Origin of the sequence: Streptosporangium sp. NPDC049644, assembly GCF_040675205.1 — a bacterium.
Classification (GTDB): Bacteria; Actinomycetota; Actinomycetes; order Streptosporangiales; family Streptosporangiaceae; genus Streptosporangium; species Streptosporangium fukuiense.
This window is the reverse complement of sequence record NZ_JBFAOJ010000045.1, coordinates 1-13,061: the sequence shown is the minus strand read 5'-3', so window position 1 is coordinate 13,061 and position 13,061 is coordinate 1. Positions and strand designations below refer to the sequence as shown.

Below are 13,061 nucleotides of genomic sequence, written 5' to 3'. Positions count from 1 at the left end.
AGATGCCGGACGCTTCGGCACTCACCGAAGCGTTCACGTGGCCCGACGGCGGTTGCGGGACTTCGGCTCCTTGCGGGGCGGCCTTCGCGGCAATCCCGAAATCCAGTGAACCCGTTTCCTGGCCAGCGGCGATTTTCGCGGCTGGTCAGGTCCGAGAACTCCTCGCCGCCGTCTTCTTGGTCAGCGGGCAGGTGGCTGCCTGCCGGCGTCAGGTGAGGCGAAGTAGGCGGCACTCTCGGCGTCCGTCGGGTAATACGACTCGATCGCGACCTCGTCCAGGGCTCGGCCGCAAACCGGGCGCCGCGGCTGTGAACACCGGGGCATCGGGGACGGCCCGATGCCCTGCGGGCCGGTCCGGCAACCAGACGGTCACCGCCGCCAAGCTTCGCAGGCCCGTGGACGCTGCACCGGCTGATCCTGTGGCCCACCGTTCGATCGGCGCGCCACTCGGTCAGGGCGCCACCGGGCGGCACGAATCTCGGCGTCGGCGACCTTGTCGTCCAGCAGCGCGTACAGCTGGGTGGTTTCGGTGCCGGCGTGGCCGAGGCGGCGGCGGACGGCCTCGATCGATACCCCGGCGTTGATCAGCTCGGTGGCATGCGCGTGGCGCAGCCGGTGGATATCGAGACCGACCCTGGCTGCGGCGCAGTAGCGCTGTCGGCTGACAGAACTGGCCTGTTAGCCGGGGTGGCGGAGGGTGCGGCGCACGGCCAGGCCGCCGAGGGCCGCCGACGCGAGCGTCAGGATTCCCGCCTCGGTCCATTGGAAACGCCAGAACCTGGACGGCGGATGATGGTACACCGCGTACCGGTAGCCTTTGCCGAACATGCACGCCTGCCACACCCTGGCGTTCTTGTCGCTCTGCCCCACGTCCACCCGGCGCGGGCAGCCGCTGTCCGACGGCTCGGCGACCTCTCTTCCCGACGGTTCCACCCAGGCGGTGCTCACCAGCCGGGCGTCGTGGTCGTCCAGCACCACGGTGCCGGACAGCTCTGTACGTGCCGGCTCGGCGTAGTGGTCGCTCAGCTGGAACAGCGTGAACATCGTCGCCGTCACCCCGGCCACGACCAGTGCCATCGCGGGCAGCGTCCGCCGGAACAGGGTGCCGGCCGCGGTGCCGAGCGCGAACGCGTACAGCCACCACGCCGCCGGCTCCACCCCGACCATGTTGAACACGCCGATGTTGCCGAATGTGGAGTCGACCCCCTCCCTGAACACCGGCCGCCAAAGGCTCACCATGAGCGACAGCAGCAGCCCGCCCGCCACGACCGCGCCGCCCAGGGCAGACAGTTTGACCGCCAGCCACCGCCACACGGGTACGGCCTGGGTCCAGGCCAGGCGGTGGGTGCCGCGCTCGTACTCGCGGCCGAGCAGCGGTGCGCCCCAGAACGCCCCGATCAACGCCGGCGCCACCAGCGGCATCCAGCCGAACATCGAGTAGACCGCGTCGTAGCGCTGCCCGAGCGCCACCACCAGGTCGCCGCACGCCAGGGCGGGCCCGGGGCAGCCCAGCGGGGCGTGCTCGGCCACGTACCAGCTCGCCTCCACGGCCGAGCCCAGCAGCAGCGCCCCCAGCAGCGCCAGGAAGCCCGCCGTTACGAGGATCTGCGCCCGGTGCTGGCGCCACGTCACCCAGATCACGCGCCCACCCCCGTCAGTTTCGGCAGTGCCGCCGACTCGGGGTTGCGCAGGTAGCCCATGACGAACTCCTCCAGCCCGGGGCGCCGCGCCTGCCAGCGGGGATCGAGCGGGGGCGCGCCCCTGACCAGCATGCCGACCTGCCTGCCGGTACGGCTCGCGCTCACCACCTGCGTTCCCGCCGTCGACGCATCGTCCGGCCCGGTGAGCACGAGATGCCCGTCGAGCAGTTCCTCGGTGTCACCACTGACCTGTAGCCGGCCCCCGTTCAGCACGACCAGCCAGTCGCACGTCTCCTCCAGGTCGGAGACGACGTGCGAGGACAGCAGTACGGTCAGCTCCCGCCCGGCCACCTCCGCCATGATCGAGCGCATCACGTCGTGGCGGGCGAGGGGGTCGAGGTTTGCCAGCGGTTCGTCCAGCACGAGCAGGTCGGGCCGGCTGGCCAGTGCCAGCGTGACCGCCACCTGTGCCTGCTGCCCGCCCGACAGCCTGCTCACCTTCCGCTCCAGCGGGATGCCCAGCCCGGCGAGCCGGTCAGCGGCGGCGGCGTCGTCCCAGTGGGTGTTCATGCGGCGGCCGAAGGTGAGCATCTCGGCGACGGTGAAGTTTTCGTACAGCGGCTTGTCCTGTGCCACAAATGCCGCCTGGCCGGCCACGCGGATGCTTCCCAGCGCGGGCCGCAACAGGCCGACGGCCGCGTGCATGAGTGTGGTCTTGCCCGCGCCGTTGGGGCCGACGAGCGCCGCCACGCGTCCCGCTGGCACGGACAGCGAGCAGTCGCGCAACACCCACGTGCGGCGATAACGGACCCCGAGCCCGGTCGCCTCCAGCGCGGAACTCATGCCACGTCCTCCTTCGCGGTGTCGGCCAGGACCACGGTGAACAGCGCCCGCAGGTCCTCCTGATCGAGCCCGGCCGCGCGGGCCTCGCGCACCCAGGCCTCCAGATCGCGCCGCAGCCGCGTGTGCTCGGCGAGCGTCGCGCCCGCGATGCCCTGCCGGACGAACGTCCCCATCCCCGGCCGCCCCTCGACCAGCCCTTCGCGCTCCAACTCCCGGTACGCCTTGAGCACGGTGTTGGGGTTGATGGCCAGGCTCTCGACCACCTCGCGGGCGGTCGGCAACTGATCGCCGGGCCGCAGCGTGCCGAGCCGGAGCGCCTGTTTGACCTGGTGAACGAGCTGCAGGTACGTCGAAACCCCCGAGCCGCGATCCAGGTTGAACTCGATCAACCAATATCACCCCTTCACTATTTGATTAGTGAAAGGGTGTTGCATTCGGCTGCCCGGTGTCAACTCCTGGTCGTCGGCTTCGTCCAACGGCAGGGCGTGCGGCGTACGAGCCGGCCGGCCGGCGTGGAGGAGGAGACGGAGTAGCGGTCCAGGACGTCGAGGTGGGCGTGGCCGAGCGGCAATGGCCGGACGGCGCCCTCGTCCTTGACCGGGACGCCTTGGGCGCGCAGCTGGTCGACCGCAGCCGGCAGGTATTTCGAGTTCCACAGCGCGACAGCGTTGACGACGGGACCAAGAGCCGCCAGTTGATCTTATGGATATTCCGGTGGCTAGAATTTTCGGATATGGAACTGAGGCAGCTCGAATACTTCGTCGCGGTCGCCGAGGAGCGGAACTTCACCCGTGCGGCCGAGCGGGTGCACATCAGCCAGTCCGGTGTCAGCGCCCAGATCCGCCAGCTGGAACGTGAACTCGGCGCTGAGCTCTTTGACCGGTCGGCGCGCACCGCCACCCTCACTGTCGCGGGAAAGGCCGCGCTCGAACACGCCCGCGCCGCGCTCGCCGCCGCCGGAGCCCTCGGCCAGGCGGTGAGCGAGGTGACCGACCTGATCCGGGGCCGGCTCACCGTCGGCATGGTCATCGGCTGCACCCTCACCCCGCTGTTCGACGCCTTGGCCGCGTTCCACCGGGCGCACCCCGGCGTGGAGATCTCCCTGCTGGAGGACAACTCCGACCGGCTCGTCGAGGAGGTGCGCGCCGGCGCCGTCGACCTGGCTCTCACCGGGACCGCGACCGCCGCCCCGGAGGGGGTGAACGCGTTGACGATCATCAGCGAGCGGCTCGTCGCGGCGGTCCCCGCCGGGCATCCCCTGACCGGGCGGCGGCGGGTCACCCTGCGCGACCTGGGCGCTCACCCGCTCGTGTGCATGCCACCGGGCACCGGCCTGCGCACGGTGTTCGACCAGGCCTGCGCCGCGCAGGGCCTCCAACCGGTGATCGCGCTGCAGGCCAGCGCCGCCGACGCCATCGCCGACCTCGCCACCCGCGGGCTCGCCGTCGCCATCCTCAGCGAGTCGATGGCCGCGCACTACCGTGACCGGCTCACCGCCCTGCTCATCGACGACGTCGAAGCACCCGCCCTGCTCACCCTGGTCTGGAGGAGCACGCACAACCCCGCCGTGCGCGAGTTGCTCGCCCACAGCAGGCGGGCGTTCACCTGAACCTCCCGAGGATGCCCCGGCCTTCAGGCCGGGGCGGAATCGGGAGCGGAAGAGCCGCGCAGGCCCGGGTGTGCCCTGACCGGTCAGTCATTTCGATCGACTTCTTTCTGAGTCGTGTAGAGGAAACGCAGAACGGCGAAGCACTGAATGGGGTCTCGGCAGCAATGAAGAAATTTCCAACGAAGTAACGTCTGACCTGTGCAAACAGCTGCATTTGACTGATCGGTGATCACTGCCGCTAGGTTCGTTCCGGTTTTGTCCGGTACAGCAGGCAGGGGTGGTGCTTTGTCCGAGAAGATGTTCTCCAAGGAGCAGCTGGAGCAGCTGCGCTCGTACCCGGAGATCACCGGCGATGATCTGATCCGGTATTTCACACCGACGGCGGCTGATCTAGCGTTTGTGAGTCCCGGCGGGAGAACGCCCCCGATGAGATGTGCGCACGGCTGTCACCGATCCAGTACGACCACATCAACTTCCTGGGCCGCTACGCCTTCACCCGCGCAGAGGCCGAAAAAAGAGCGCGGGGAGCTCCCAGAGGGAAGGGACCTGTCGTGTCGAACGATCCCATGGCGGCGGTGCTCCGATACGTTGCTGCCTTCAATCGCGGTGACGCGAAGGCGATGGCCGCGACCTGCGCTGACCCGATGCAGATCCTTGACGGTATGTCGCCGCATGTGTGGCAGGGGCCGACAGGCTGCGAAGATTGGTGGAGAGACGTCCTAGCCGAAGCTGAGCATGTGGGGGCTTGCGGCTACCACATCGTTCTCGATGAGCCACGGCATGTCGACATCACCGGCGAGTACGCCTATGTCGTGGCTCCCGCGAGCATGACGTTCACCTTTCGAGGCGAGCAGATCACCCAGACCGGCTCAGTCTTCACGGTGGCGCTTCGCAAGATCGGCGCGGAGTGGCGACTGACGGCCTGGGCGTGGGCGAAAGGCGGCCGGCCCGCTTGCAGCGACATGAACGGCCCCCGCTGAGGAGTAAGCGGTTCTCGGGCGTGCCCGGCTACACGTCTTCACGCGGGGGGGCGGCGACGGCTCAGGACCGCCGCGACGGGTATGGCTGCGGCCAGGCCGCTCAGCAGTACGGCGGCCAGCGCTCCGAGGATGGCCGGCTCGTTGCCGAAGGCGAGACCCACGGCGGCGAGTGCCGGCCCAGCGTTGCGCACCGCCGCGACCGAGCCCATGGTGGTGCGGCGTGCTGGTGCTCCGGTGGCGAGGGCCGTGCCCAGCGTGAAGGCGATGGCGGAGAAGACGAAGCCGGCCAGCAGGCTCAGTGAGCCGATCAGCGCGACGACATCGCGCCAGTTGCCCGCGAGCATGCCCGCCAGCACGATGAGGAAGGTCACGTTCGACGTCCTGGCGGCCACCGGATGCCAGGACAGGGCTGTGGACGGCGCGTAGTGGCGGACGATCAGCCCGACGGCGAACGGCACGAGTTGGAGCACCGCCACGGTCAGCATCAGCGCCGGGACGTCGAGCGCGACTTCGCCGCCCACAGCCGCCGCCTTGAGCAGGACGTTCGCGGTCGGTCCGAAGGTGATGCTGCCGATGGCGGCCAGCAGCACCTGCATGGCCGCGCCCGCGACCACGTCGCCGTTTTGCACCATGCCGAGTTTCGCGCCGAACGGCCCGCCGGGTGAGGACGCGATCAGGAGCAGCGCGACGGAGGCCGCCGCGGGCAGGCCGAACAGCGCGGCTACACCCCAGCCAAGGAGCGGGACGATTACCAGGTTGGTCAGGAGCACGAGCACGAGCAGCACGACGTTCGTCAGGACCGCGCGCAGGGCCGACAGCGTCGTCCCGAGACCGGCGGCGAACATGGTGGCCGCGATGAAGACGATCGTGATGGCGTTGAACAGCAGTTGCGGCGCGTTCATGTCGCTCCTGGCGTCGGTTCGGTCAGTCTGAGAGGTCGCCGAGCCAGCGCAGCGCGGTCAATCCGGGCATGAAGCAGTATTCGCCACCGCGCGTGACGACGAAGCGCGGCAGGGCGAGCAGGCGCCGCCGTACGGGACGCTGGGGGATCGTGAAATCACCAGAGCCGTCGCCGGAGCCGACGACAGGGTCCTTCGCGTCCCCCGCGCCGAAGAAGACGCCGTCGTTCATCCATTCGGATTGGACGAACTCGAACTGCCGCCCGAGATGGGCTCCGACGAAGGCGAACATCAACCCCCGGTCAGCGCCGTCGTCCTCCAGCACGCCATCGGGCAGCGGCGGGCCGTACACGGTGCCTCGCCTGATCATCCGGTGCAGCCTCGGCACCCCGGCCACAGCCGCGTCCCGGGGGTTGCCCCGGCGGATGTGGCTGCCGCAGGGAGTGATGAATCCCGCCGGGTCGTCCCGCTGGTAGAGGAAGCTGTTGCGGTACGGGTCGGCGTCGAGGCAGGGATCGTCGTGCGATGGGCTGAGGGCCAGGGGCGCGCCGCTGCGCCAGCGCCCCATGATCTTCGCTGCCAGCAGTTCCTCGTCCTCGGGACCGGTGGCGTTGTCCCTGAGGTAGCGCCGGAAGGCGCCGACGCGCTGGTGGAGCTTGCGGAAGGCCACGTAGCTGCCGTTGTGCCCCAGCACCTCAGGCTGAGTGGTCTGGATGCCGCCGAGCTCGTCGGGGTAGCCGAGTACGAACTCGCCGGCCTTGAACGGCGCCTCCAGCGTGTTGGACCCGGCTATGCCGCTGCCCTCGACGGCGGGGTGACTGATGCCGTCACGGTAGCCGAAGGGTTCGGTCTCGGTGGGCAGCGCGTGGCAGTTCTGCCGCCAGATCGCCGTCACACCGGGAAGCGCGTCGTAGACGGTTCGGGCACGGTCGATGGCGGCCTCCAGTTGCGCGCTGTCGGGTGCGAGCGCCACCAGAACCACGTGGACGTCAGATGTGCCGAGCGGGGACTCCCAGCTTTTGGGGCTGTTCTCGCCAACATCGCCCAGCGCGCCGGCCCGTGCCGCCATGCCCTGCCGGAACTCCCAGGCGAAGGTGTCCAGCCACTCCTGGCGAAGGCCGAGCGCCCTGAGGCCGTGGTAGGTGAGCGCGACGCTGACCCAGGTCTCGCCCAGCGGACTGACCGCGTCGGCGGCCGAGGTCACCACGGCGCTCACGCGCCGCATCAGCTCCCGCCCGTGGTCGCGGTCGTCGATGCGGAACAGGATGTAGGTCGCCGCGTACGGCGTCGGCCTGGGGCTGAGAACGCCGCGCTGGATGTCGTCGAGGTCGAGCTCGACCTGGGCGTGGGTGCGCTCACTCACCGGAATCCGCCTTCCCGTTGTCCTACTTCGCCGAGACGAGGTTGTTCCAGAAGGTGCGCAGGCTCTCGTCGACCCCGAACAGCGAGCTGAAGATCGTGGTGTCGGCGAAGATGATGTCCCCCGCCCGATCGCCGGCGGGTGGCATCCACAGGAACATGTTGAACTCGGTGTTGCCTGCCTCGGTGAACGGGTGCGGCGGCCTGGACATGTCGATCGGCTGCCTGCCCAGCACATGAATGATGTTCGGGTCGTCGGTGGTCACGGCGTAGTGGGGCAAGTGCATGTGGAAGTTGAAGCTGGAGACCCCTTCCAGCCACCCCTTGGTGTCCAGGTCCCTGGCGATCGACAGCGGGGCGCTCTTGCCCGTGTCCGTCACGGCGGGACGGAGACCGTAACGGTTCTCGACCGGTATCCCCAGCCCTTCCATCAGCGACCGGGTGTACCTGCCGAAGCGTTGCCGGCGGGGCACCAGCGCGTCGCCGTGATGGTGATATTCCATGTTGCGGACCGCCATGTCGTCCGAAGCGCCGACGTCATGATGCGGCCCCAGGGCCAGGCAGGTCCCTTCACGGGTGAGCCAGTCACGCAGCGCCTCGACCTCCGAGGGCGTGGCGTCCTGCCCGGTGATCATGTGGTCCAGCCCCCACACGAACAGGGTGTCGGTGTCGGCCAGCACCCGCTCGTCCAGCGGGGTGTGGAAGCCCGCCTGGTCGACGCGCTGGTACACGGGGACCTGAAATCCGGTCCTCTCCTCGACGAACTGCTGGAACGGCAGCCAGCCCCAGAAGAACAGCTCCAGCCCGCCCGCGATGCCCTGCTGGAAGCGCAGCGGATCCGACCATTGCGGGTCCTCGTAGGCCGGCCACTGCACGCGCCGCACCTCGGTCATCGTGGAGAACCGGTCGTCCAGCCGGGTCACGTCTGCGCTGGCCTCGGCGGGATAGCTCCACGCGACGTAGATGCTCAACCGGCGCCGGCCGGGGGCGTACGGCCGCGGCACATGGTTCTGGTTGTAGGTCCGCGCGGTCATGGACTGGCTCATGTCGAACTCCGCAAAGCGCTGGTCGATGTCACTGCAACTGGTCGAGCATCTCCGCCAGGGCGCTCTTGATCCGCAGGGCCTTCTTGATCTCGTCGGCGCTGACGTAGGGGTACTCGCCGTACTCGATGAAGCTCGGGCACTGGTGCTCGCGCACGTACCTGACGAACGCCTCGGGGTTGCTCTTCCAGTCCTCGGGGAACCCCACGAGGTTCTCGAAGACCGTGCTCACCCCCACCTTGCTGAACAGTGCGACGGCGTCCTCGGTGTACTTGTCGAAGTCGGTGTCGAAGATCCCCTGGTACATGAAACGGGTGTCGTCGTCGAACAGCACCCAGCGCAGATAGTGCAGTTTCAGCGGCGCGAGCAGGTGCGGGTCGTCCTCCAGCGCCTTGGCCAGCACGTGGCCGTGGCTACGGATCGCCTCCGCCCGGCCGGGCTTGATGTCGGCGATGATGGTGAACCCGTAACACGCCGGGGTCCGCGAGTAGATGGGGCCGTACTTGCCCTGCTCCAGGTGGTCGGTCTCCTTGGGGATGGCGACAGCCTTCGGCGTGATCTCCATAGCCGTCCCTCTCCATCGTTCTGCTCGAGGGGGAAGGCTGAAGCAGCCTGACCTGCCCTATTGTCCCATACGGAGATGCTAGGTGGAAGTTATGACTGAATGTCGCATTTCCGGCGCTGTGGTGGTGGAGCTTCAGCCGGGGGCTTGTACGGCGGTCCGTCCGCCTCCCCGCTCAGCCGGCGGACGGCGACGGAGGAGGCGCGACCCACGACGCCAACGTAGGAGGGGTACTCCTCACCCACTGAGGAGGACCGAAGCCTCCATCGCGTCACGGCGGCCCGTGAGCGTGCGAAGAGGGCAGCCACTACTACCGCTCATGTACATGATAACGATCTATTATCACGTACATGAGCGATCATGGCGGCGCGGCGACCAGGAGAACCGTCCGCCGGGGCGGTGCGCGACTCCGGCACGTTACCCGGTACATCGCCGCCGGGGTCGCGCGGCGGCCGGCATGAGCGCCGCGCCGAAGATCACCGCCCTGCGCGGCGGAGGCGTCAGCCTCGCCGCGGCCGCCGACGCCTTCCTCGCCACCCCGCGCACCGCCAACCCCAACACCCACCGCGCCTACGCCTCGGCCATCGACCGCACCATCGCCCTGCTCGGCCGGGATCGGCCGCTCGCCGACGTCACCGACACCGAGATCGGCGCCGCGCTCACCGAACTATGGGGCCAATGCGCGCCGGCGACCTGGAACCGCAACCGCGCCGCCATCACCTCCTGGCTGCTCTGGTGCCAGACCAAGAAGCACTGGGCCGCCCCGTCCGTCCCGGCTGATGCCGAGCGCCGCAAGGAGAGCGCGGATGAGACCCGCGCGGTGGCCAAGAGCACCATCCACCGGCTGCTGTCACGCCGTGACATCCCGCTCCGTGAGAAGACCCTGTGGCGGATGCTCTACGAAACGGCGGCCAGAGCCGCGGAGATCTTGGCGCTGAACCTCGAGGACCTCGACCTGGAACACCGCCGCGCCCCCGTCCGCTCCAAGGGCGGCGCCATCGAATGGGTGTACTGGGACAGCGGCACCGCCCACCTGCTGCCCCGGCTCCTGCGCCTGCCCGACGGCAGCACGCGCACACATGGTCCGCTGTTCCTGTCCGAACGGCGCCCGGTCCCGGCACGCCGCCCGGCGGCCGCCGACATCTGCCCGCACACCGGCCACGCCCGACTTGGCTACGACCGCGCTCGCGTCCTGCTGGAGAAGTACGCCGGGCTCGATCTGCACCAGCTGCGCCACAGCGCCGCCACCCATCTCGGCGAAGCCGAGATCCCGCTGCAGCTCATCATGGGCAAGACCCGGCACAAGAACCCCCGCACCGCCATGCGCTACGTCAAACCCGGCGCCGAAGCCATCGCCAAGATCACCGAGATCCTGGCACCCCGCCGCCGTACCCACTGATCAACAAATCACGGATCGCTAACAAGCGAAGAAGTCACAGGTCGCTACCGCTAATTCCTGCACTTAGCCTCCTCGAAGGCCTAGTGCTGCGTTCCTCATAGCAGGTAGACGAATTTGCGGCGTAGGGTTCGGGGCTGTGGCGGTGGTCGCCCCCAGACCCAGGGGTGGGCGCGGGCGTTGAGTTGCGCGGTGGCGAGGGTGACCGCGTGGGCGATCTCGGTGGCATCAGCGAAGGTCTGCCCGGCGAACGCGGCCCGGCGTAGCAGCCGCCACCAGCCCTCGGCCAGGTTCAGCCAGCAGGCCTTGATCGGGATGAACACCTGGCGGATCCGTGGATGGCGCAGTAGCCATTGGCGGACCTTCCAGCTGGAATGGCTGGAGAGGTCGTCGGTGATGACCACGATCGGGCCGCGCCGGTTGGCCTTGCCGATCTGGGTCAGCAGCTGGATCCAGCCGTCGCTGTTGCGCGAGGGCGCACAGAAGGTGAGTTCGGTGCCGTCGCGGATGCGCAGGCCGCCGTATACCCAGCTCTTGTCGGTGCCGCGGGAGTAGGTCAGCGGCGCTTTGATCCGGTGTCCGTCGGGCGACCAGGCGGGCGCGGGTGCGAAGGTGCGCGGGGTCACCGGTCCCAGCTCGTCGGCGCAGATGACCGTGGTGCCGGGTGGCGGCTGGGCGTAGAGGCCGATGACCTCGGCTCTTTTGGGGCGAAGTCCGGATCGGTCGAGGTGGTCCAGGAGCGGGGATGGCGCCAGCGGACCTTCTCCGCTCGCAGGATCCGGCGGACCTGGCTGCGCGCGATGACGATGCCTTGGGCGCGGGCGGCGGCGGTCAGACTGTCCAGCGTCCACTCGGCGGGGCCGGCCTCCTCGTCTGCGGCCAGGTCCCCGGCCTCGTCGCGGACCAGCCGTCCGGGCGGAGTCGAGCGCGCCAGCGCGATGAGCTGCCCGCGTTCGAGCTCGGTGATGCGTGGCTTGCGGCCTGCCCCGGGCCGATCGCCCAGCCCGGCCAGGCCTTCGGCGTTGAACCGCTCGATCCGCTCGCGCACGGTCTGCATGTGACAGCCCAGCTTGGCCGCGATGGCACTGGTGCGCAGCCCTTGCCAGCTGAACACGATGATCTGCGCTCTCCTGATCCAGTCGGCCGGGGCATGACGAGCCCCGGCCAGCTTGCGGATCTTCCGCTCCTCTTCAGCGTCCGTCGGCGGACGCGCATGCAGCAGTTTCGGCATGACAATCCCCCTGAGACCATCATTACCCCCAGGTCAGCAGGGATCTCCGCCCTCATTCAGGAACGCAGCACTAGGCCCTCGACAGCCGGTTGCCGAAAAGAACGCGAGCCCTCCCGACGACGAGGACCAGGAGCACGCCGAGGTGCCGGCGTCTCGCGGCGCCGAGCTGGTCGACGCGATTGCCGAAAGAATCCGAGCCACCCGGGTAGGCCCAGGACATGAGCAAAGACAAGCCCACACCGTGGGACGAGGGCGCCAAGGCGCGCATCATGTCCAACACCGCGAAGAACCCGAACAGCCCCAGCGCCAAAAGCGACCTGGGCCGCAAGGCCCAGTCCGGCGCGGACAAGAACGCTCACCGGCAAGGCGGCAAGCGTCGCTGAGAATTGCCGAATTGTTCTTGTAAGGGGTCAAGGACCCGGCCCGGCCACAATCGCAAGCGGTGAGGTGATCAACTACCATACTCTCGGCGAACTGTTGCGAGGTGCCTTGCGGTCGCGAGGAGAATCGGGAAGCCGGTGTGATTCCGGCACGGGCCCGCCGCGGTGACCGGGAAGCCGCCGTCCACGTGCGAAGCACAGCCACTGGCTCGTAAGGGCTGGGAAGGCGGGCGGTCAGGCGTTGATCCGGGAGTCCGAAGACCGGCCTCGCGCCCATCGCCCCGCCAGGGGCACGACGCAGCGGGAGCCTGCCCATGAACAGCCAGCTTTACGATGTCATTCATCGCCGCCGCGACGTGCGAGGCCAGTTCACCGGCGGACCCGTGCCGGACGAGGTGCTGCACCGCGTGCTGTCGGCGGCTCACGCCGCCCCCAGCGTCGGGCTGTCCCAGCCGTGGGACTTCGTCGTGGTGCGCGACGCCGAGATCCGCGGCGCCTTCCACGACCACGTCCAGCACGAGCGGGCGACCTTCGCCGCCACCCTCGATGGCGAGGCCGCCCGGCGGTTCGCCCAGATCAAGATCGACGGAGTGCGCGAGTCGACGCTGTCCGTCGTGGTCACCTATGACCAGGACAGGGGCGGTCCCGCGGTGCTCGGCCGCCACGCCATCGCCGACGCCGGCCTGTACTCGGTGTGCCTGGCCATCCAGAACCTGTGGCTGGCCGCGACCGCCGAACGGCTCGGCATCGGCTGGGTGTCGTTCTACCGTGAGCCTTTTGTGCGGGACCTGCTCGGTATCCCCGTTCGGATCCGTCCGGTCGCGTGGCTGTGTCTCGGTCCCGTCACCCACCTCGAAGAGGCCCCTGATCTGGAACGGCACGGATGGCGGCGACGGCGCCCGCTGGCCGCCGCCATCCATCACGACCAATGGGGGACGAGCGGCCTCGGCCACCGTTAACTCACCCAACCTGACGCCACCATCGCCTCGAGCGCCCGACTGCTGGGCGCAGCCGCGCCACCATCTACTGACCATGAAATCTCGGCGTGACGATGTGCACGGGGCCGCTTCCAGTTCGTTGTTCGCGTAGGTGTAGACCTGAAGGTATGAGATACGCGGA

16 protein-coding genes and 1 riboswitch are annotated in these 13,061 nt (G+C 68.8%); of the genes, 5 read left to right on the top strand and 11 right to left on the bottom strand.

Annotated features, from left to right (window positions below; all coding sequences use genetic code 11):
- Nucleotides 1–369: 369 nt before the first annotated feature.
- From AB0J58_RS24205 to AB0J58_RS24185, 5 genes are read right to left on the bottom strand one after another with little or no spacing between them, the layout of a single operon-like run.
- Nucleotides 370–621 carry a site-specific integrase gene (locus tag AB0J58_RS24205; RefSeq protein WP_364219148.1) on the bottom strand — a complete coding sequence of 84 codons (252 nt, stop codon included), beginning with the start codon at nt 619–621 and terminating at the stop codon, nt 370–372.
- A 57-nt stretch (nt 622–678) separates the two neighbouring features.
- The gene (locus tag AB0J58_RS24200) at nt 679–1,641 is read right to left on the bottom strand and encodes a hypothetical protein (RefSeq protein WP_364219014.1); all 963 of its coding nucleotides are present in this window, start codon (nt 1,639–1,641) and stop codon (nt 679–681) included.
- Nucleotides 1,638–2,483, bottom strand: coding sequence for an ABC transporter ATP-binding protein (locus tag AB0J58_RS24195; protein WP_364219011.1), 846 nt, complete (start codon nt 2,481–2,483; stop codon nt 1,638–1,640). The genes AB0J58_RS24200 and AB0J58_RS24195 overlap by 4 nt, the downstream gene beginning before the upstream one ends.
- Entirely contained in the window at nt 2,480–2,872 is a 393-nt protein-coding gene (locus AB0J58_RS24190) for a GntR family transcriptional regulator (protein WP_364219008.1), read from the bottom strand. Before AB0J58_RS24190 ends, AB0J58_RS24195 begins: the two co-directional genes overlap by 4 nt.
- Before the next feature lie 59 nt (nt 2,873–2,931).
- On the bottom strand, nt 2,932–3,177 hold the full coding sequence (locus AB0J58_RS24185) for a hypothetical protein (protein WP_364219145.1): 246 nt from the start codon (nt 3,175–3,177) through the stop codon (nt 2,932–2,934).
- A 39-nt stretch (nt 3,178–3,216) separates the two neighbouring features.
- On the opposite strand from AB0J58_RS24185, the gene AB0J58_RS24180 reads away from it, so the two are divergent.
- Entirely contained in the window at nt 3,217–4,092 is an 876-nt protein-coding gene (locus tag AB0J58_RS24180) for a LysR family transcriptional regulator (protein ID WP_364219005.1), read from the top strand.
- A 551-nt stretch (nt 4,093–4,643) separates the two neighbouring features.
- Nucleotides 4,644–5,072 (top strand): nuclear transport factor 2 family protein, encoded by a 429-nt coding sequence (locus AB0J58_RS24175; protein WP_364219002.1) that lies wholly within the window; start codon nt 4,644–4,646, stop codon nt 5,070–5,072.
- 38 nt (nt 5,073–5,110) lie between these two features.
- Here the strand turns inward: AB0J58_RS24175 and AB0J58_RS24170 are convergent, their stop codons facing one another.
- Genes AB0J58_RS24170 through AB0J58_RS24155 form a run of 4 tightly spaced genes read right to left on the bottom strand, consistent with a single transcriptional unit; the run spans nt 5,111 to nt 8,938 of the window.
- Nucleotides 5,111–5,974 (bottom strand): bile acid:sodium symporter, encoded by an 864-nt coding sequence (locus AB0J58_RS24170; protein ID WP_364218999.1) that lies wholly within the window; start codon nt 5,972–5,974, stop codon nt 5,111–5,113.
- Nucleotides 5,975–5,996: 22 nt separating this feature from the next.
- Nucleotides 5,997–7,334 (bottom strand): Dyp-type peroxidase, encoded by a 1,338-nt coding sequence (locus AB0J58_RS24165; RefSeq protein ID WP_364218996.1) that lies wholly within the window; start codon nt 7,332–7,334, stop codon nt 5,997–5,999.
- Nucleotides 7,335–7,356: 22 nt separating this feature from the next.
- Nucleotides 7,357–8,376 (bottom strand): hypothetical protein, encoded by a 1,020-nt coding sequence (locus AB0J58_RS24160; RefSeq protein WP_364218993.1) that lies wholly within the window; start codon nt 8,374–8,376, stop codon nt 7,357–7,359.
- Nucleotides 8,377–8,404: 28 nt separating this feature from the next.
- Nucleotides 8,405–8,938: a hypothetical protein gene (locus AB0J58_RS24155; protein ID WP_364218990.1), complete on the bottom strand. Its 534-nt coding sequence runs from the start codon at nt 8,936–8,938 to the stop codon at nt 8,405–8,407.
- Between the two features lie 454 nt (nt 8,939–9,392).
- Between AB0J58_RS24155 and AB0J58_RS24150 the strand changes: the two genes are divergently transcribed.
- A complete protein-coding gene (locus AB0J58_RS24150) occupies nt 9,393–10,334 on the top strand; it encodes a site-specific integrase (protein WP_364218987.1) in 942 nt (313 codons plus the stop codon).
- Between the two features lie 95 nt (nt 10,335–10,429).
- On the opposite strand, the gene AB0J58_RS24145 is transcribed toward AB0J58_RS24150, so the two are convergent.
- Both AB0J58_RS24145 and AB0J58_RS24140 read right to left on the bottom strand, forming a co-directional pair.
- Nucleotides 10,430–10,957 (bottom strand): transposase, encoded by a 528-nt coding sequence (locus tag AB0J58_RS24145; protein WP_364218984.1) that lies wholly within the window; start codon nt 10,955–10,957, stop codon nt 10,430–10,432.
- Complete coding sequence (locus tag AB0J58_RS24140; protein WP_364218981.1) at nt 10,954–11,562, bottom strand: helix-turn-helix domain-containing protein; 609 nt, start codon at nt 11,560–11,562, stop codon at nt 10,954–10,956. Before AB0J58_RS24140 ends, AB0J58_RS24145 begins: the two co-directional genes overlap by 4 nt.
- A gap of 218 nt (nt 11,563–11,780) precedes the next feature.
- Between AB0J58_RS24140 and AB0J58_RS24135 the strand changes: the two genes are divergently transcribed.
- Both AB0J58_RS24135 and bluB read left to right on the top strand, forming a co-directional pair.
- Nucleotides 11,781–11,945: a hypothetical protein gene (locus tag AB0J58_RS24135; protein WP_364218978.1), complete on the top strand. Its 165-nt coding sequence runs from the start codon at nt 11,781–11,783 to the stop codon at nt 11,943–11,945.
- 82 nt (nt 11,946–12,027) lie between these two features.
- A riboswitch (cobalamin riboswitch) is annotated at nt 12,028–12,227 on the top strand.
- 29 nt (nt 12,228–12,256) lie between these two features.
- Nucleotides 12,257–12,901 carry a 5,6-dimethylbenzimidazole synthase gene (gene bluB, locus AB0J58_RS24130; protein WP_364218975.1) on the top strand — a complete coding sequence of 215 codons (645 nt, stop codon included), beginning with the start codon at nt 12,257–12,259 and terminating at the stop codon, nt 12,899–12,901.
- Nucleotides 12,902–13,061 lie beyond the last annotated feature (160 nt).

Coding starts and splice junctions, on each gene's coding strand:
- AB0J58_RS24195 (WP_364219011.1), bottom strand. CDS start 2,483: ATGAGTTCCGCGCTGGAGGCGACCGGGCTCGGGGTCCGTTATCGCCGC.
- AB0J58_RS24180 (WP_364219005.1), top strand. CDS start 3,217: ATGGAACTGAGGCAGCTCGAATACTTCGTCGCGGTCGCCGAGGAGCGG.
- AB0J58_RS24170 (WP_364218999.1), bottom strand. CDS start 5,974: ATGAACGCGCCGCAACTGCTGTTCAACGCCATCACGATCGTCTTCATC.
- AB0J58_RS24160 (WP_364218993.1), bottom strand. CDS start 8,376: ATGAGCCAGTCCATGACCGCGCGGACCTACAACCAGAACCATGTGCCG.
- AB0J58_RS24155 (WP_364218990.1), bottom strand. CDS start 8,938: ATGGAGATCACGCCGAAGGCTGTCGCCATCCCCAAGGAGACCGACCAC.
- AB0J58_RS24150 (WP_364218987.1), top strand. CDS start 9,393: ATGAGCGCCGCGCCGAAGATCACCGCCCTGCGCGGCGGAGGCGTCAGC.
- AB0J58_RS24140 (WP_364218981.1), bottom strand. CDS start 11,562: ATGCCGAAACTGCTGCATGCGCGTCCGCCGACGGACGCTGAAGAGGAG.
- AB0J58_RS24135 (WP_364218978.1), top strand. CDS start 11,781: ATGAGCAAAGACAAGCCCACACCGTGGGACGAGGGCGCCAAGGCGCGC.
- bluB (WP_364218975.1), top strand. CDS start 12,257: ATGAACAGCCAGCTTTACGATGTCATTCATCGCCGCCGCGACGTGCGA.